The sequence below is a fragment of the Arthrobacter sp. R3-55 genome, assembly GCF_054161505.1.
This window is the reverse complement of the sequence record NZ_CP096423.1, coordinates 838,473-857,129: the sequence shown is the minus strand read 5'-3', so window position 1 is coordinate 857,129 and position 18,657 is coordinate 838,473. Positions and strand designations below refer to the sequence as shown.

The following is an 18,657-nucleotide window of genomic DNA, read 5'->3' as shown; positions in this document are numbered from 1 at the left end:
GTGGCTGGGAGGACGGGCGATCGCCTTGATGTTTGATGAGTCAGTGGGTGCTGGCGACGGCGATCGGCTCGCCGGAGACGTCCTCGTGGACCTGCTTCTTGTCCGCGACAGCGAAGTAGGTCAAGGCTGCGACGCCGGCTCCGATGAACCAGGCGAACGGGGCGGCTGCTGCCAGTGCGGGAATGAACGCGATGGCAATGGCCAGGCCTGCTGCGGGGAGCATGGCGATGATGGCCTTCGGGTTCACGCCGCGCTTGTAGAAGTAGGCGCCCTGGGGATCCTCGGTGTAGAGCTCGGGGACATTGACCTTGCCTCGCCGGACCAGCCAGTAGTCGGCCATGACCACACCGAACAGGGGACCGAGCAAGGCGCCGAGGCCGCCCAGGAAGTACACGATCACAATCGGGTTGTTGTACAGATTCCACGGCAGGATGACCAGGCCGATGGTACCGCTGACCCAGGCCGCCTTGCGGAAGTTCAGGTGGCGCGGGAAGAGGTTGGTCAGGGCGTAGACCGGAGCCACGAAGTTGGCCATCAGGTTCACTGCGATGGTCAGGATCAGCAGGGCCAGGCATGCAAGGACCAACAGCAGGGTATTAGGGATGCTCTCCACAATGTCCGAGGGGCTCTCGATGACCGTGCCGTTGATCTTGTACTGCCCGCCCGCCATAACCACGACGATCGCGCCGAAGACGAGCATGTTGATGGGGATGCCCCAGAAGTTGCCCTTGACGATCGACTTCTTGGAGGCCGAAGAACGGGTGAAGTCACAGAAGTTCAGGACGAACGTTCCGTAAATGGAAACCCAGAGGGCGCCGCCGGCAAAGATGGTGAGCCACATTTCGGTACCTTCGAGGCCCTTGATGCCGCTCCACTGGATAGCACCACCGGCTTCGATGAAGACCCACACGGCGATCGCAGCCATGGTGACCAGGATGATGGGACCGGCAAAGGCTTCATACTTACGGATCATTTCCATGCCGAAGCTCACGATGACCAGCTGGACAATCCAGAGCGCAACAAAGGAAAGCCAGCCAAGCGTTGAGAGGCCAAGGATGGAGTTGCTGTCCAAGTCCTTGAGTCCGGGAGCCATGGCCACGAGCATCACGCGCAGGACCACGGAGGCCAGATACGTCTGGATTCCAAACCAGGCAACGGCAACGGCGCCGCGCACAAGGCTGGCGATCTGGGCTCCCCTGATGCCGAAGCTGATACGGCTCATGACAGGGAAAGGAACCCCGGTCTTTTCACCCATGAACCCGGAGAAATTCAAGAGGGCGAACAGGAGGATGGCACCAATCCCCAGGGCTACCAGGATTTGCCAGCCGCCCAGGCCGAGGGAGAACAGGCCAATGGCGAACGCATAGTTACCCAGGCTGTGGACGTCATTGGCCCAGAGGGTAAAGATGCTGTAGCTGGTCCATTTGCGGCCCTTGGCCTTGGTGGGTGCGAGGTCGATGTTGTAAAGACTGGGGCTGATGGTACGGCCTGCTGCTTCGGAAGCAATGGCGCAGAGATCGGTGTTGCCCACCACCGGGTGGTTGGGGCCACCTGCGTTTTTGTCTCCCGGAGTCTCAGTGACGCCGACTGATGAAGTCGTCTGCATCGTGGATCTCCACTTCGTACTGATTCCACAATGCGGAATCTAGTTATTGAATAGTGAAAGCACTCTATGACCCGGGTCACGTAACGTCAAGGGTCCATGGTGTATGCAGGGTCACATTCGGTTGCTTGGGCAGCGGTTTCCCAGTTGACTGTTGCGGTTACGCAATCCGTGTTGACGCTGCCCACCAGCGGACGTAATCTCGAATTGCAGAATTTTATTCTCACAATACGAAATTCCTTGAGCGCCCCCACAGAGCAAGCGCCCAGACATTCAATGAAGAGAGGTTGGACGTGGCTGCAGGAGAAGAGACCTCACACATCCTCAGCGGGTTGACTGCCCAGCTGCCTGATCGTGATCCGGAAGAGACCGCGGAGTGGATTGAGTCCCTTGATGCGTTGATCGCGGAGCAGGGTACCGAGCGTGCCCAGTACATTATGCGGAGTTTGTTGCAGCGTGCCGGCGCGAGGTCGGTGGGTGTGCCGATGGTGACGACCACTGATTATGTGAACACGATCCCGGTGGACCAGGAAGCAGAGTTCCCGGGGAACGAGGAGTTCGAGCGCCGGTACCGGGCGTATATGCGGTGGAACGCCGCGGTCATGGTCCACCGTGCGCAGCGGTCCGATATTGGTGTTGGCGGGCATATTTCCACCTATGCCGGTGCCGCGACCCTGTACGAGGTGGGCTTCAACCACTTCTTCCGCGGCAAGGACCACCCCGGCGGCGGGGACCAGGTGTTTTTCCAGGGCCACGCTTCCCCTGGCATGTACGCCCGCGCGTTCATGGAAGGCCGGTTGACTGAGGAGGATTTGGACGGGTTCCGTCAGGAAAAGTCCAAGGCCGGCCATGCCCTGTCCTCGTACCCGCACCCGCGGTTGATGCCTGATTTCTGGGAGTTCCCGACCGTGTCGATGGGTATCGGCCCGATGAACGCGATCTACCAGGCCCAGTCCAACCGGTACCTGCAGAACCGTGGCATCAAAGACACCTCGGACCAGCAGGTCTGGGCGTTCCTCGGTGACGGGGAAATGGACGAGCCCGAGTCCCGTGGTTTGTTGCAGCTCGCCGCGAACGAGAACCTGGACAACCTGAACTTCGTGATCAACTGCAACCTCCAGCGCCTGGACGGACCGGTCCGCGGCAACGGCAAGATCATGCAGGAACTCGAAGCGTTCTTCCGCGGCGCGGGCTGGAACGTCATCAAGGTCGTCTGGGGCCGCGAATGGGATTCACTCCTGGAAAACGACCGGGACGGGGCGTTGGTGAAAATCATGAACGAAACCCCCGATGGTGACTACCAGACCTACAAGGCCGAGTCCGGCGGGTTCGTCCGTGAACACTTCTTCGGCAAGTCCCCGCAGACCAAGGACATGGTCGCGGACCTGGACGACGAACAGATCTGGGGCCTCAAACGCGGCGGCCACGATTACCGCAAGGTCTACGCCGCGTACAAGGCAGCAACCGAGTTCAAGGGCAAACCCACGGTCATCCTGGCCAAAACAGTCAAGGGCTACGGCCTGGGCCCGCACTTCGAAGGCCGCAACGCCACGCACCAGATGAAGAAACTGACCATGGAAGACCTCAAAGCCTTCCGTGACCACCTCCGCATCCCCATCAGCGATGAACAACTCGACGCTGACCTCTACCGGCCCCCGTACTACCACCCCGGCATGGACGCCCCCGAAATCCGATACCTGATGGAACGCCGGGCAGAGCTCGGCGGGTTCGTCCCCGAACGCCGCCGCAAACACACCGAAGTCACCCTGCCCGAGGCCAAGTCCTACGACGTAGCCAAACGCGGATCCGGGAAACAACAAGCCGCCACCACCATGGCCTTCGTCCGGCTCCTGAAGGACCTGATGCGGGATAAGAACTTCGGCGCACGCTTCGTGCCCGTCGTCCCGGACGAATCCCGGACCTTCGGCATGGACGCGTTCTTCCCGACCGCGAAAATCTACAACCCCAAAGGCCAGAACTACCTCTCCGTGGACCGCGACCTCGTCCTGGCCTACAAAGAATCCCCCGCCGGCCAACTGATCCACCCCGGCATCAACGAAGCCGGCGCCGTAGCAGCCTTCACCGCCGCCGGCACCGCGTACGCCACCCACGGCGAACCCCTGGTCCCGATCTACGTGTTCTACTCCATGTTCGGCTTCCAACGCACCGGCGATTCCTTCTGGGCCGCAGCAGACCAAATGACCCGCGGCTTCATCATCGGCGCCACCGCAGGACGGACCACCCTCACCGGCGAAGGACTCCAACACGCCGACGGACACTCCCCCATCCTGGCCTCCACCAACCCCGCCGTGAAAACCTACGACCCCGCCTACGGCTACGAAATCGGCCACATCATCCGCCACGGCCTCGAAGAAATGTACGGCCCCGACACTGACGGCACCGGTGAAGACCGGAACGTGATGTACTACCTCACCGTCTACAACGAACCCATCACCCAACCCGCGGAACCGGAAAACCTGGACATCAACGGGCTCCTCAAAGGCATCTACCGCCTCGCCGAAGCCCCCACCGGAGACGGGAACCGCCCCACCGCGAACATCCTCGCCTCCGGCGTCTCCGTACCCTGGGCCCTGGAAGCCGCCCGGATCCTCGCCGAAGACTGGGGAGTCGCCGCCGAAGTCTGGTCCGTGACCTCCTGGAACGAACTGAGACGCGACGGACTCGCCGCCGAAGAACACGCCTTCCTGAACCCCGGCCAACCCGCCCGCACCCCATTCATCACCGAACAACTCGCAAACACCACCGGACCAGTCATCGCAGTCTCGGACTACATGAAAGCCGTCCCCGACCAAATCCGCCAATTCATCCCCAACGACTTCGCCTCCCTCGGAGCAGACGGCTTCGGCTTCTCCGACACCCGCCAAGCCGCACGCCGCTACTTCAAAAACGACACCCACTCCATCGTCGCCAAAACCCTCCAGTTGCTGGCGGCGAGGGGCGAAGTTGAGGAGGGCGCGCCGTCGTACGCTATTGACCGCTACAAGCTGTTGGATGTGAACGCCGGCACCACCGGCGGCGCAGGCGGCGACGCCTAACCAACCGCATTACCAAGATGGCGGCAGTGTTCGTGAAGAACACTGCCGCCATCTTGGTGTTTCGCTGGTTTGTTTGACCGGGCTCAGGTGCCCAGGTTCCTCCGGTCCACCACGAAGCCGGTCGCCGCATTTTCGCGGACCGCGTTGATGCCGTCCACCACGGCTTTAAGGTTAGGAAATTGTGGCGACACTGCCACAACCGTGCCGTCCTCGGCGGTGAGCCTGAACCGGAATGAGTTGGATCCTGCTTTGAGAATTTCGAAATTGCCAGCCATTTTCCCCTGTACTTTCACGCATCGTTGCGTTTTCGAGCTGACTTCATAACTCCCTCATAGACGATATCGGCCATTTCAGACGTCCAAAAGCCCTACTGATCGGTAATTTACAACCGATATAGGTAGATCAATTCGAAAGTCCCCGAGGAGCTAGAGACCGCATGCACCCCCGCGCGTATCGTGAGGATATGACTGACACCGGCACGGCCCCCACCACGGGTGTGCTCCTCGCTGCAGGCGCCGGCACCCGTTTGGGCCGCGGACCCAAGGCGCTGCTGCCATTCCGCGGCCGGACCCTGGTGGAGGTTCTCGCCGATACCCTGTTCGACGGCGGTTGCCGCGAAGTTGTTGTGGTGCTCGGTGCTGAGGCCGACGAGGTCCGTCGGAAGACCGATCTGGGCACCTATACGGTGGCGGAAAACCAGAACTGGGCCAAGGGCATGGCCGGATCCTTCCGCGCCGGAATCGACGCCGCCACCCCCGGCAACAGCATCATGGTGGCGCTGGTGGACCAACCCGGTTTAACCCCGACGGCGGTGAGCCGGCTGCTGGGCAGCCACCGTCCCGGCCGGGTCACCGCAGCCGCCTACCCTGACGAGTCGGGTCACCTGAAGCGCAGGCACCCGGTGATTTTCGACGTCGCGCTCCGTGCCGATGCCGCAGCAGCGGCTCATGGCGACACCGGCGCGCGCTCCTTCCTCAAAGCGCATCCCGGCCTGGTGGACCTGGTGGATTGCAGTGACCTGTGCTCGGGCGAGGACCTGGACACCAAGGATCAGCTGCATCTTCTGGAAGGGTAGCCGGCGGGTAAATTAGGGGCATGATCAGCATCGAACCCGACGATCCCGCGCGCCCCGACGTCCACCAGCTTCTCAGCGAGCACTTGGCTGACATGTTCGCGACGTCGCCTGCAGAGAGTGTTCACGCGTTGGATCACTCGGCGTTGTCCCACGAGGCCATCACGTTCTGGACAGCCCGCGAGGACGGCACCTTGCTGGGGTGTGGTGCGCTGAAGAAACTCTCCGCCGGGCAGGCAGAGATCAAATCCATGCGCACCACATCCGCCGCACGCGGACGTGGTTTGGCCACCCGGATGCTGGAGCACATTGTGGCCGAGGCTGCCCGGCTGGGATACGAACGCGTGAGCTTGGAGACGGGAACAGAGGACTACTTCGCTCCGGCACGCAGGCTGTATGCCCGGCACGGTTTCACGGAGTGCCCGCCTTTTGGGGATTACACCCTGGACCCGAACAGTGTGTTCATGGAGCTCACCGTCTCCCCCAAGTAGGTAGCAGCAAACGTCGCAATGAGGGCTCATAGCGACTGTGGAGTCTCATGACTTAATAGACAGTTCTGTCTCATGACTTCGTAGACACTCTGTCTCAGGACATCGTGGACAGTTCGTGGGCGGGTTTGCTGCTGTTCATGAGTAAATCCCAGCCGGACATCAGGATCCGGCATGCTGTGGCAACGTGGTCCGAGGATTCGCCCAGGGGCGCGGTCTCAGCGTTCTGCAGGAAGCACAACGTTTCCCGGGCCTGGTTCTACCGGGTCCGGGCGGCGGCAGCTGAGGTGGGGCCGGTGAAGGCGTTGGAGAAGAAGTCCACGCTTCCGAGGACGACGCCGACCAGCACGGCACCGGCCATGATCGAGCTACTGCTGGGCACCAGGGAGGAACTACACGAGAGCGGGCTCGATCACGGCCCACTCTCGGTTATCGCGAAGCTCTCCAGACAGGGCTTCAAACCGCCCTCCCGCGCCACCGTGGCCAGGATATTTGTTCGGGCGGGGGTGGTAGTGCCCGAACCTCGGAAGAAACCACGAAGCGCTTACAAAAGGTTCGTCTATCCCCAGCCGAACGCGTGCTGGCAGATCGATTCGACCCAATGGCAACTCGCTGACGGGAAGACGGTGGTGATCTTTCAGCTCATCGATGACCATTCACGTCTTGCGCTGGCGTCCTTGGTCGCTACCGGGGAGACCAGCGCCGCCGCGGTTGCGGTGGTCACACAGGCCATCGAACGCCACGGGGCACCGCAGAAATTCCTCTCCGACAACGGCTTGGCACTGAATCCCACCCGCCGCGGCCGCACGGGGGCGCTCGTGGAGTTCCTCAAGGCCAGGGGCGTGGAGCCGATCACGGGCAAACCCTACAAACCAACCACTCAGGGCAAGAACGAACGCTTCCATCAGACACTGCACCGATACCTGCACCGGCAACCACCTGCATCCTCAATGGCCGCCCTGCAACTCCAGGTTGACGCGTTCGATCTCTACTACAACAGCGAACGGGAACACCAGGCACTCTCACCGGCAATGACACCCCAGGAAGCATGGAACGCGACCCCCAAGACACCCCCGCCAGCGACCCCACGAGAGCCCACACCCGGACCTGAACGGCGAACCACGCAACGAACAGTGAACCGAAACGGATGCGCGACGATCCTGGGAACCCATTTCAAACTGGGCAAAGAACACATCGGCGCCACCGTGCACATCCTCCACGACGAAAGCACCATCGTCTTCTTCGACGCCCGCGGCACCGAGATCATCACGCACTCACTGCCGCCCCGAGGCACACCCTACGTCGGCAACGGCAAACCCACAGGAGTCGAAGCCGACCCACGAGGCACCCGCAAGAAACGGACGAACTACCCACCCCTCAAAAACCGACAAACAAAGCCCCAAGCCGAAGTGTCCACACAGTCATGAGACACCAACTGTCTACGAAGTCATGAGACATGAAGTGTCTACAAGGTCATGAGACATGACAAGGGCTCATAGCGACGTTTGCTGTTACCTAGTTGGGCTGGCACGGGGACGGGGGTCAGTTGGGGATGAGGGTGCGGTCGCGGAGGGCCAGATAGATCTTGTCCCGCGCGATGGGCAGCTCACCGAAGCGAATGCCCGTGGCGTTGCGGATGGCGTTGGCCAGCGCGGGAGCCACGGGGTTGAACGGGCTCTCACTCATGGACTTCGCTCCCAGCGGGCCGGTGGAGTCGTTGGTGGTGGCGAAGTACACCTCGCTCCGGGGCACGTCCGCGAACGACGGTATGTGGTACTGCCGCAGGATGTCCGTGGTGACGCGGCCGGCGTCGTCCACTTTTACTTCCTCGTACAGCACCGCGCCGAGCGCCTGCGCAATACCGCCCTCGATCTGCCCACGGCACTGCCGCGGGTTGACCACCACACCGGCGTCCGCGGCTTGGACACTCTGCAGGATGCGCAGCTCACCTGTTCCCGTGTTGACGGCAACCCTGAAGCCATGGACGTTGAATGCCACAGACCGTGGCGTCCCTCCCCAGTTGCCGTCGGTGGCGAGCCGGACGCCTTGCAGCCGGGCGGCGTCGACGATTTCCGTCAGCGGCACGGTCCGGTCACCGCACTCGACGGCGCCGTCCACCAAGCGGCAATCCGTCAAGGCGGCTCCCGTCAGCGACGCGGCAACAGTCTGGATCCGGGTGGCCAGTTCCAGCGCCGCACCGAGTGTCGCCTTGCCGGCCACCACAGTTCCGGCAGAACCGAACGCGCCGGTATCGTGCTCAAGGAGGTCGGTATCGGACTGCCGCACGGTCACCTTGGACGCCGTAGTAGCCAGGGCCGTGGCAGCCAGCTGCGCGTGGACAGTGGTGGTGCCGTTCCCGAATTCAGCAGTACCGACGTCGACGGCGAACCTTCCGTTCGCTTCCAGGCTCACCCGGGTGTGGGCGAAGTGGCCGCGGGGCGGGACGGTGTCGATCATGGACAGGGCTGAGCCCTCCCCCACCACCCAATCGGGACCGAGATCATCCAAGCCGGCAGCCCGGTAGCGTTCCTTGCCGCGGTCCAAAGCGTCCCGGACCAAGGAAACACACTGGTCCAGGCCGTAGCTTCCGTAGTGGACGTCTTCCTCAGGCTCAGGAGTTGTGGAGAGCATGTGATCTCCGGGCCGGACCATGTTCTTGAGCCGGAACTCGAGCGGATCCATGCCGATCCCTATGGCCAGCTCGTCAATGGCCGACTCGATGGCGAAGATCATCTGGCTCAGCCCATAGCCACGGAAAGCACCTGCCGGGACGGTGTTGGTGTAAACGGCGTGGGCATCCACTTTCTTGTTCACGCACTTGTACACGGCCAGGGACTCCCCGCAGCCGTGGAACATCACACCGGGAGCGTGGTTTCCATAAGCACCGGTGTTGGTGAGGACGTTCAACTGCAGCGCAGTGAGGGAACCATCACGGCTGGCACCGGCCTTCAAGTGAATGGTGAAGGGGTGCCGGGTGGTGGTGGCCGTGAACTGCTCGGTGCGGGTGAACTCCAGCTGCACGGGCCTGCCGAGTGCCAAGGCGGCGAGAGCCACCAGGTCCTCGGTGAGGACTTCCTGCTTGCCACCGAATCCGCCACCAACCCGGCCGGCCACTACACGGATGGTCTCCGGGGCCAGGTTGAACACCCGGCTCAGCGTCCGCTTCACCAGGAAGGGAACCTGCGTGGAGGAACGGATCATCAAGCGGCCGTCCGCGTCCACCCAGGCAATGGATGCGTGGGTTTCCATCGCAACATGCTGCACGCGCTGGGTTTGGTACGTGTGCTCGTGGATGAAGTCGGCCGCTGCAAAGCCGTCGGCCACGCTGCCCAGTTCGGCGTGCACCTCGGCCACGACATTCTGGAGCGGACGGGAAATGCGCGAGAAGACACCGTCCTTTTCCCCATGGATCGCCGGGGCTCCTGGGAGGATGGCCTCTTGCGGAGTGAACACCGGCTCCAGGAGTTCGTACCGCACGTCCAGCGCGCGGGCACCTGCCTCGGCGGCACCCACCGACTCGGCCACCACCGCGGCAACCCGCTGCCCGATGAACCGCACCACGTTATCCAGCACACGGGTATCGTCGGGGTCGTCGGTGTAGTTCTCGTGCTGGGCCGTGGAAAACAACAGCTGCGGGGCGTCTTCATGGGTGAAGACCGCAACGACGCCAGGAACAGCCAGGGCGGGTGCTTTGTCGATGGACACGATCCGGGCATGCGGGTGCGGCGAACGCAGGAGCTTCATGTGCAGCAGGCCCGGAAGATCCTCGGCCGGAACATCCAGACTGTAGCGGGCGGTTCCGGTGACCACGGCATGGCCGGCCGGAGCGGGAACGTTGTCGCCGAGTTGGCCCGGCGTGGCAGGCACGGCGGCTGGAGCTTGAGCGCTCTGCACCGGCTGCGCCCCCGAAACGTCAGCAGCGTGCTGGTGGTCCCCTTGGTCGCTACCGTGAGCATCACGGTGAGCATCGCCGTGACCGCAGACCGCGTCCGCAATGGAACGGTAGCCTGTGCAGCGGCACAGGTTTCCCTTGAGGTTGCGGGGCAGGTTGGCGCGTTGCTCGTCGTCGAACGTTGCCGCGGTCATCATCATCCCGGCGGTGCAGAAACCGCACTGGAAACCCTGGGCCTCGAGGAACTGTTCCTGCACAGGGTGCAGACCTTCTGCAGATGCCAGGCCCTCGATCGTGGTGACTGCTTTGCCCTCGGCCCGGACTGCCGGGTAAATGCAGCTGTGGACCGGCGTTCCGTCGACGTGCACGGTGCAGGCACCGCAATCGCCGCCGTCGCAGCCCTTCTTGACTCCGAAGTTTCCTTCCTCGCGGAGGAACGTGCGGAGGCATTGTCCAGGGCGGGGTGTGGCCTGCGAGGCAGAACCGTTGATTTCAATTGCCATTGCGGGCCTCCTTCTGCTGGGTGCTTGATGCGGTTGGCTGGGTGGACGGCTGGGGCGAGGTGTTGTGCGGCGGCCAGAAATCGCCGGACACGGTCATCGACTCGCCCAGCAGCTCGGCCCGGATCTCCTCCGCCAGCTTGAACGTCATGTCACGCCGCCACGCAGGAAGCCCGTGGATGTCATCGTGGTACAGCGGCCACGGGATGGAATCGCCGACGACGTCAGCCAGCGTCCCGGCGTCGGGAACCTGTCCGGCGGGGAACCGGAGCTGTACCGGCCTTTTGGTGGAGGCGGTCACGGTGATGACCAGTCCGCCGTCGGGGTCCAGCCGGCCGATCAGCAGGACGCCGGAGCGTCCAAGGTTGCTGAGCGACAGGCGCCGGAAAGCGACGCGGGCGGAGAGCGCGTTGGCGGGCAGATGGATGCTGCGGAGCAACTCCCCCGGAGCCAGGACAGTCTGCATATCACCCGTGACGACGTCTGCCACGGGAACGTCCCGGCTGGTCCCGTCCGGGCTGAGGATGGTGGCTTCGCCGTCCAGCCCGGCGCAGAGCGAGGTCATGGGCCCCGCGGGCAGGCCGGTGTAGATGTTGCCGCCCACCGTAGACATGTTCCAGATCTTGAACGAGGCCACAAAGGAGTCGCAGCAGGGGCGGATCAGTGCCAGTCCGGGCCATTCACGGTTGGTTATTTCCGCGGACCGCGGCAGGGCATAGAGCTCGGCGACTGTGCAGGTGGCGGCCAGTTCGATTCCTGAGTCAGTGACAGTGATCGCGGGCCACTCCGCTTGCCCCAGGTCAAGGAGCCGCTTCAGAACGGTGCTGCCGTAGGAGAAAAGGACAGTTCCCCCGGCGAGCCAGGCATCGCCGTCGCGCCATTGTGCCGGGTCCGTGGTGGGTACCACGGCCTCGATGGTGTTCATGTCCATGGGTCCTCCTGAGTGAGGTTTTGGGTAGCTGGATAAGCCGGGGCCGGGTGAATCTGGCCGGCGCTGTCTTTGAGGGACGGGAAGCCGGGTGCGTCCGAAGTCCGCCGGCCCGCGCCGCGCTCCGCGATGATTTCGGCGGTGATGGACACGGCAACTTCGGCAGGAGTGACAGCACCAAGGTTCAGTCCGATGGGCGAGTGCAGCCGCTCCAGGGATTCCGGGGAAGTGCCCGCCTCGAGCAAGGCGTCGATCCGTTGACGATGGCTGCGACGGGACCCCATGGCGCCGAGATACGCAAGGTTCAAACGGAGCGCGCTCTGGAGCAAGGGGATGTCGAACTTGGGATCGTGGGTCAGGATGCACACTACGGTGCGGGCGTCGATGCGTCCTGCCGCTGCCTCTGCTTCAAGGTAACGGTGCGGCCACTGGGTGACCACTTGGTCCGCTGCTGCGAACCGTGTTTGCTGGGCGAAGGCGGGCCGGGCGTCGCATAGCGTGACGTTGTAGCCAAGGAGTTGCCCGGCGGGCAGCAGTGCTGCGCCGAAGTCGTTGGCTCCGAAGATCAGCATCCGGGCGGCCGGCAAGCGGCTCTCCACCAACAGGGTGATCGGCTCCGGCCGGGTTTCTTCCTGCGGGGGCCTGGCCAACCTCTCGGTGGTAACCCAGCCATCGATGCATCCCTCAGGCGGTGCCAGGCGGACCAAGCCGGCGCGGCCACCTTGGAGCAGTGGCTCCACCTGGGCAGCCGCGGCGAAAAGTGTGGAGGGGTGGTCGCCCAGCAGTTTGGCCAGTTCCTCGGACTCCATGGCACGGAACCGGACGGGATCATTGACCACCATGACTCCGCCGTGGGCATCGAGCCGACGGATCAGGGCCGCAGGTCGCGGGCTTTCGGCGAAAACAGACAGTTCAGGCGAGCCTGCCCGGAGCGGCTGGATGTGGACTTCCAGTTCCCCTCCACAGGTAAGGCCGACGGCGAATGCGTCCTCGGCACTGTAGCCGAACGACTCAAGGCGGGGGCCGCCGTCGCGCATTGCTTCCAAAGCCGCTTCCACCACGGCACCTTCCACGCAACCGCCGGACAGGCTGCCCAGGATTTCGCCGTTTTCGGAGACCAGCATTGAGGTTCCCATGGGCCGCGGCACGGAACCGCCGGTCCCTACGATCGTGGCCACAGCACACAGTTGGCCGGAGACCGCAGGCCGCCAGCTGCCCAGTGAAGGCATCAGATCCAGCATGGCAACACATCCTTATTCCAGGTGTCCCAGCCGGGTGGCCCGGCCGGAGCAGTGCGCGATCTTGCCTCATATTCTCATTTCCAGAGGAGGTAGTCGCGGTTATTCAGTAAAAGTGGGAGTTCATAGGAACGGGGGCAAGGGCTTCATCTCCCTGCCCCCGTTCCCTGACGGAGCGTCGGCCGCCCAGCCGCCGCCCGCCGTCGTGCCTGTATTAAGGGGACGACGACGACGGACGCCTATTCGTGCGGTGGGTACCGGCGGACCGCCGATCGAAGTGCCGGGATATCCGCCGGCGCGGGTGCGGCTTCCGGCTAGACGCCCATCAGGGCGTTGATGGGGCCGCGGGCGAAGTAGATGATGAAGCCTGCCGTGACCACCCACATGAGGGGATGGACTTTCTTGGCCTTACCCGACGCCGCGCTGATCACCGCGAAGGAGATGAACCCGACGCCGATGCCATTGGCGATGGAGTACGTCAGCGGCATGGTCACAATGGTCAGGAAAGCCGGGAGGGCGATCGAGAACTTGGTGAACTTGATCTCGCGGATCTGCGCCATCATCATCGCACCCACCACCACCAGGGCTGCTGCTGCAACTTCCAACGGGACCACCGAGGTGAGCGGGGTGAAGAACATGGAGCCCAGGAACAGCAAACCGGTGACCACCGAGGCCAGGCCGGTCCGTGCGCCTTCGCCGATGCCCGCCGCCGAGTCGATGTACACGGTGTTGGATGAACCGGACGTTGCGCCGCCCACCACTGCGCCCATGCCTTCAACAATGAAGGCCGACTTCAGCTTGGGGAACGTGCCGTCCTTGTGTGCCACGCCTGCACTCTTGGCCAGGCCGGTCATGGTGCCCATGGCGTCGAAGAAGTTGGTGAACACCAAGGTGAAGACCAGCATGGTGGCCGCCAATCCGCCGATCCTGGCGAACGAGCCGAAGAGGTCGAACTGGCCCACCAGGCTCAGGTCCGGGACGGACACCAGTTGGCTGGACAGGATGGGCACGTTCAGGTGCCAACCGCCCGGGTTCTCGGCGCTGCCTGGACCAATGTGGAACACGGCCTCGGCAACAGCGGCGAGGACAGTGGTGGCGACGATGCCGATCAGCAAGCCGCCCTGGATTTTGCGTGCCACGAGGATGCCCATGGTCAGCAGTCCCACAATGAAGACGAGGGTGGGGATGGAGGTGATGGAGCCGTTATCGCCGAGCTGGACCGGTGGGCCGCCCGTGGTTGCGCGAACGAAACCGGAATCCACAAAGCCGATAAACGCGATGAACAGGCCGATGCCAACGGTGATGGCGGCCTTGAGTTCCTTGGGGACTGCCTTGAAGATCGCCGTCCGGGCACCGGTGGCGCCGAAGATGACAATCAGGATGCCGTTGATGACCACCAGGCCCATGGCTTCGGGCCATGTGACTTCCTGGATGACCGCGACGGCGAGGAAGGAGTTGATGCCGAGGCCGGCTGCGAGGCCGAAGGGCAGGTTGGCGATCAAACCGAAAATGATGGTCATGACACCGGCGGTCAGGCCGGTGACGGCACCGACCTGTGCTGCTGAGAGCCAGCCACCGGCGACATCGGTTGGGGCATTTTCCGCCGAGAAGCCGCCCAGGATGAGCGGGTTCAGGATGACGATGTATGCCATGGTGAAGAAGGTGACCAGGCCGCCGCGGAATTCGCGGGCCAGCGTGGAGCCACGCTTGGAGATCTGGAAGAACCTATCCAGGAAGGAGTTCGACACCGGGGGCTTCTTGTTGCCATCTGCCAGGCCGGTTGCCGTGTGCTTTGCCGCTGTGGGCCCTGCGCTGTTTTCTCCGTTGGGGAAGAGCGCAGCCTGCTTCTCAGCTGCTGTCTGCATTTCTGCGTTATCCAGGATTTTCATTTCAGCCACCGGGCCCTAGTAATCAATCCTGGAATCAAGCGTGTTCCATGTGGTGAACGGCTGGAGGGCCGCCGGAGCCTGAGGGTCGCCCAGTTCCAGCTTGGCTACCGGCATCAGCGCGTCCCGGTTGTCATTCTCGAAGTACTCGTAGAAAACTGCGTCGTCGAAGCCAACGGACGCGGCGTCGTGACGGTCTGCGGCGAAAAACACGCGGTCAACGCGTGCCCAGAGTGCCGAAGCCAGGCACATGGGGCACGGCTCGCAACTGGTGTAGAGGGTTGCTCCGCTGAGATCGAACGTCCCCAGCTCGCGGCAGGCATTACGGATGGCCGTGACTTCTGCGTGTGCGGTGGGATCGTTCGTGGCGGTAACGCGGTTGACGCCTTCGAAGGCTCGTCCGTCCGCGGTGACAATGACGGCGCCGAACGGGCCCCCACTGTTAAGGACATTGGCTGTTGCCAGCTCAATGGATGTGGCCAGGAATTGCTCGGCCGTGACGGTTGTACTCATGTTGCGACTTCCTTAGTGCTGAGGAAGCCAGGTGACCTGTTGGGGGCGCTACAAAAAGGAGCTCCAGTTAGCTTGGTTACCAGGCTTCAGCATGTGCGATGAAGGTTAAGTTGCGCCTGGTAGATAGCTTCCCGAGGTCCGGGTGCCCGCCTTTGGCAACTAGAGCGTAGCACCAGGTTTGTGAGCCGCGCCATAGTTTTTTGAAAACTTAATTTCGTCATGCGAAATTGCTGGGCGGTGCGGGTGGTGCCGGGGACGGTACCTGGCTGGTGCCCGAATGTGACTGGCTGCCGCGCACTGGCGTTGACTGCCGCCGTCGTGCCTTTTACGCTTTTTGGACCGGGCCGCTCTCCATGCGGGCCCGAAACCTGGATCAGCAGACAGGGCCTAACTGAGCTGGAACGCGTTCACGCCGACCAGACAAGGAACCTGACATGACCCCCCTTTGGATCAAGAACCCGCTGGGTATCTTCACCGCAAATGATCTCGACGCCGGCGGCGGCCTGGTGGTCTCCGATTCCGGCACCATCATTGAGCTGGTGCCTTCAGGCGGGCAGCCCTCTGCTCCCGCGGCCGTTTTTGACGCCTCCGCCCACGTGGTGCTGCCCGGGCTCATCAACACGCACCACCACTTCTACCAAACCCTCACCCGCGCCTGGGGACCGGTGGCCAACGCTCCCCTGTTCCCCTGGCTGCAGAACCTCTACCCCGTGTGGGCCAGGCTGACCCCTCGCAGCCTCGAGCTCGCCGTGCAGGTGGCGCTGGCCGAACTGCTGCTCTCCGGCTGCACCACCGCCGCCGACCACCACTACCTCTTCCCCGACGGCATGGAAGACGCAATCGACATCGAGGTAGCCGCGGTTCGTGCCATGGGAATGCGCGCCACGCTGACCCGCGGGTCCATGACCTTGGGAGAGGACGACGGCGGGCTGCCGCCCAGGACCACGGTCCAGTCACCCGAGGCGATTCTTGCGGACAGCGAACGGCTGATTCGTCAGTACCACGAGACCGGTGACGGGGCCGTGGTGCAAATTGCGTTGGCTCCGTGTTCGCCATTCTCGGTGACCAAGGAAATCATGGCCGAGTCTGCGGCCATGGCTGAGCGGTTCGATGTCCGGCTGCACACCCACCTCGCCGAGACGATCGATGAGGAAGACTTCTGCAAATCCATGTTCGGGCTGCGGACTGTGGACTACCTGGAATCCGTGGGCTGGTTGGGCAACCGCACTTGGCTTGGACACGGCATCCACTTCAACGACGAGGAAATTGCGCGGCTGGGAGCCGCAGGAACAGCGGTGGCCCACTGCCCGACGTCGAACATGCGCCTCGCATCCGGCACCGCGCGCGTCCTGGAACTTGAGGCCGCGGGCGTCCCGGTGGGGCTGGGAGTGGACGGTTCGGCGTCGAACGATGCTTCGAACATGATCCTCGAAGCACGGCAGGCCCTGTATCTGCAACGGCTCCGCTACGGGGCCTCGGTTCCTGTGGAGCGGGCACTGGGCTGGGCTACCCGTGGATCCGCTGCCGTTTTGGGGCGCTCCGACATCGGGCAGCTGGCACCCGGACTCCAAGCTGACCTGGCCCTGTTCAAGCCCGACGAGCTGCGGTTCTCCGGAAGCCACGACCCCGTAGCTGCGTTGTTGCTCTGCGGGGCGGACCGGGCAGACCGTGTGATGGTGGGCGGTTCATGGCGGGTGGTGGACGGCGCGATTCCCGGGCTGGACGTTGCCGGGCTCATCGCTGAGCACTCGGCGGCGGCGCGGAAGTTGGTGGCGGGCTAGGTTCCTTCCTGCGCCCGTTTCGATGGTTCGCTGCGCATTATGCCGTTCAAACGGCACTGTCGGCAGCGAACCCTCGAAGCGGGCTTCTCCACATAGTCAAACCCGCCCCTGTCTTTGCCCGTCGGCTCATTGAATTCTTGATCCATGACACAGAGCAACGAGCTTCCTGCGGGTATGGATTTATGGCGGACCGATGAGCTCCACGAGCTAGGCATCAACCATCGGAGGATTGCCGCGCTGGTTCGCGCCGGCGCCTTAGTACGACTCCGCCGTGGTTGCTATATTCGAGGCAGCACGTGGGCAGCCCAAAAGCCCTGGGTTCAAAGTCTGCAGCTGGTCGCCGCGCACGCACACGGCACACTTTCGACGTCGGGCGGCGGTTTGGTCTACAGCCACACCTCAGCGGCGCGTCTTCATGGCTTATTCCTGTGGGGTGTTGGAAATAAAGTCCACATCACGACGGAAACAACAGCATCCGCCACTTCACACGGCAAGGACGTCATACCGCACACCCGCCCGCTGGCGATGATGGGGGCTGTTTTCGTCAAGGGAATGCCTTGCACCACGTTGGAACAGACGGTTGTGGACTGCTGCCTCATGCTCAACTACAAACAAGCCCTGGTGTTAATGGATCACGCCCTCCGAAAGGGTGCCGACGCCTCGAAACTGCAAGAGATGTGCGCATCGCGGGCCGGACGCAACGGAGTTCTCACTCTTCGACGGGCTTTGGAGAATGCCGATGCCAGATCCGAGTCACCCGGCGAAACCCTGACCCGCGAGCTGCTCCAAAGGTTGCGTATCGAGCTGCCCGAACTACAGGTGAAGGTGGCGTCAGCCGAAGGTCACCATCGGCTGGACTTGGCATGGAAGGAAAAGAAGGTGGCCCTGGAGTTCGACGGCAAGGTCAAGTACTTCGACTACGCACCCACCGCCGAGGTGATCTACCAGGAACGGCAGCGAGAAAAGGCCCTCACGGAGCTCGGCTGGAAGTTCATCCGAATCAAGTGGCAGGACCTATTCAGGGAGCAGGAGTTCAAAACGAGCGTACTTAGCGTTTTGCGGAGAGCAAGCTAGAGCCCATCTCGGGGGTTCGCTGTGCATTCGATGGTGCGCACGGCACGCTGCACTGGCAACCCACGAAACGGACAGGCGCGGGGTGGTGGGCGCGGGGCGGGCCGCAGCAGGCGGAGGGCACGGAAAAGCGGGCGACACCTCCCCAGGTATCGCCCGCCTCGTTGGCTCTGTTGCGCAGAGTCCGCACACCCTTGGATGCAGGAAAGATCCTAGGGGCGCTGCCGGCCGAACACCGGGAGTGCCCGCAGCCAACGGGAGAACCCGCCGGCTTTGCGGTCACAGTCGGCCGGAATGTAGAAGTCGGGATCTGTTGCACCGAAGGGCAGGTACAGCTCCTGACCCGGCGCCGGGAATTCCACGACGTTGTTCGTATCCTTCGAGTCCATCTGTTCCTCCTCTTTCGCATGCAAGCAGTTTCCGCTCTTCGGAAAACTTTTATTGTTATGTGGAAAGTGTAGGCAGCTGCCAAACAACGCGTCAAGACCCCCTCCAGGCCAAAGGACGTTGCCCCGGTCACATTTGGATGCTTCATAACGATCCCCCGAAACCCGTATACAGAAGACGAAATAGTGCGCTACTCTCGAATGAGTTCGTGGCGTAGGTCACGTAACCTGAGAGCAGCAGGC

At 63.0% G+C, this 18,657-nt stretch carries 14 protein-coding genes; 6 read left to right on the top strand and 8 right to left on the bottom strand.

Annotation, left to right across the window (positions count from 1 at the left end):
* Positions 1-40: 40 nt before the first annotated feature.
* Complete coding sequence (locus tag M1D51_RS04135; protein WP_458108644.1) at positions 41-1,606, bottom strand: NCS1 family nucleobase:cation symporter-1; 1,566 nt, start codon at positions 1,604-1,606, stop codon at positions 41-43.
* A gap of 290 nt (positions 1,607-1,896) precedes the next feature.
* On the opposite strand from M1D51_RS04135, the gene aceE reads away from it, so the two are divergent.
* Positions 1,897-4,659, top strand: coding sequence for a pyruvate dehydrogenase (acetyl-transferring), homodimeric type (gene aceE / locus M1D51_RS04130; RefSeq protein WP_458108643.1), 2,763 nt, complete (start codon positions 1,897-1,899; stop codon positions 4,657-4,659).
* Between the two features lie 83 nt (positions 4,660-4,742).
* Here aceE and M1D51_RS04125 read toward each other — a convergent pair whose 3' ends face one another.
* Positions 4,743-4,934 (bottom strand): YegP family protein, encoded by a 192-nt coding sequence (locus M1D51_RS04125; RefSeq protein WP_172326096.1) that lies wholly within the window; start codon positions 4,932-4,934, stop codon positions 4,743-4,745.
* Between the two features lie 161 nt (positions 4,935-5,095).
* Here M1D51_RS04125 and nboR point away from each other — a divergent pair, with 161 nt between their 5' ends.
* From nboR to M1D51_RS04110, 3 genes are all read left to right on the top strand, one after another.
* A complete protein-coding gene (gene nboR, locus M1D51_RS04120) occupies positions 5,096-5,734 on the top strand; it encodes a nicotine blue oxidoreductase (protein ID WP_458108642.1) in 639 nt (212 codons plus the stop codon).
* A 20-nt stretch (positions 5,735-5,754) separates the two neighbouring features.
* On the top strand, positions 5,755-6,222 hold the full coding sequence (locus tag M1D51_RS04115; RefSeq protein WP_458108641.1) for a GNAT family N-acetyltransferase: 468 nt from the start codon (positions 5,755-5,757) through the stop codon (positions 6,220-6,222).
* Between the two features lie 137 nt (positions 6,223-6,359).
* On the top strand, positions 6,360-7,646 hold the full coding sequence (locus tag M1D51_RS04110; protein ID WP_458108640.1) for a DDE-type integrase/transposase/recombinase: 1,287 nt from the start codon (positions 6,360-6,362) through the stop codon (positions 7,644-7,646).
* A gap of 115 nt (positions 7,647-7,761) precedes the next feature.
* On the opposite strand, the gene M1D51_RS04105 is transcribed toward M1D51_RS04110, so the two are convergent.
* The 5 genes from M1D51_RS04105 to M1D51_RS04085 all read right to left on the bottom strand — a co-directional run bounded on the left by M1D51_RS04105 (position 7,762) and on the right by M1D51_RS04085 (position 15,176).
* Positions 7,762-10,614 carry a molybdopterin-dependent oxidoreductase gene (locus M1D51_RS04105; RefSeq protein WP_458108639.1) on the bottom strand — a complete coding sequence of 951 codons (2,853 nt, stop codon included), beginning with the start codon at positions 10,612-10,614 and terminating at the stop codon, positions 7,762-7,764.
* Positions 10,604-11,542 (bottom strand): FAD binding domain-containing protein, encoded by a 939-nt coding sequence (locus M1D51_RS04100; RefSeq protein WP_458108638.1) that lies wholly within the window; start codon positions 11,540-11,542, stop codon positions 10,604-10,606. The genes M1D51_RS04105 and M1D51_RS04100 overlap by 11 nt, the downstream gene beginning before the upstream one ends.
* A complete protein-coding gene (locus tag M1D51_RS04095) occupies positions 11,533-12,780 on the bottom strand; it encodes an XdhC family protein (RefSeq protein ID WP_458108637.1) in 1,248 nt (415 codons plus the stop codon). Before M1D51_RS04095 ends, M1D51_RS04100 begins: the two co-directional genes overlap by 10 nt.
* 311 nt (positions 12,781-13,091) lie before the next feature.
* A complete protein-coding gene (locus tag M1D51_RS04090; RefSeq protein WP_458108636.1) occupies positions 13,092-14,675 on the bottom strand; it encodes an NCS2 family permease in 1,584 nt (527 codons plus the stop codon).
* A 6-nt stretch (positions 14,676-14,681) separates the two neighbouring features.
* On the bottom strand, positions 14,682-15,176 hold the full coding sequence (locus tag M1D51_RS04085; RefSeq protein ID WP_089596165.1) for a nucleoside deaminase: 495 nt from the start codon (positions 15,174-15,176) through the stop codon (positions 14,682-14,684).
* 434 nt (positions 15,177-15,610) lie between these two features.
* On the opposite strand from M1D51_RS04085, the gene M1D51_RS04080 reads away from it, so the two are divergent.
* Both M1D51_RS04080 and M1D51_RS04075 read left to right on the top strand, forming a co-directional pair.
* Positions 15,611-16,957, top strand: a complete 1,347-nt coding sequence (locus tag M1D51_RS04080) for an 8-oxoguanine deaminase (RefSeq protein WP_458108635.1) — start codon at positions 15,611-15,613, stop codon at positions 16,955-16,957.
* A gap of 144 nt (positions 16,958-17,101) precedes the next feature.
* Positions 17,102-18,031 (top strand): type IV toxin-antitoxin system AbiEi family antitoxin domain-containing protein, encoded by a 930-nt coding sequence (locus M1D51_RS04075; protein ID WP_458108634.1) that lies wholly within the window; start codon positions 17,102-17,104, stop codon positions 18,029-18,031.
* Positions 18,032-18,240: 209 nt separating this feature from the next.
* On the opposite strand, the gene M1D51_RS04070 is transcribed toward M1D51_RS04075, so the two are convergent.
* Complete coding sequence (locus M1D51_RS04070; protein WP_014922716.1) at positions 18,241-18,417, bottom strand: hypothetical protein; 177 nt, start codon at positions 18,415-18,417, stop codon at positions 18,241-18,243.
* Positions 18,418-18,657 lie beyond the last annotated feature (240 nt).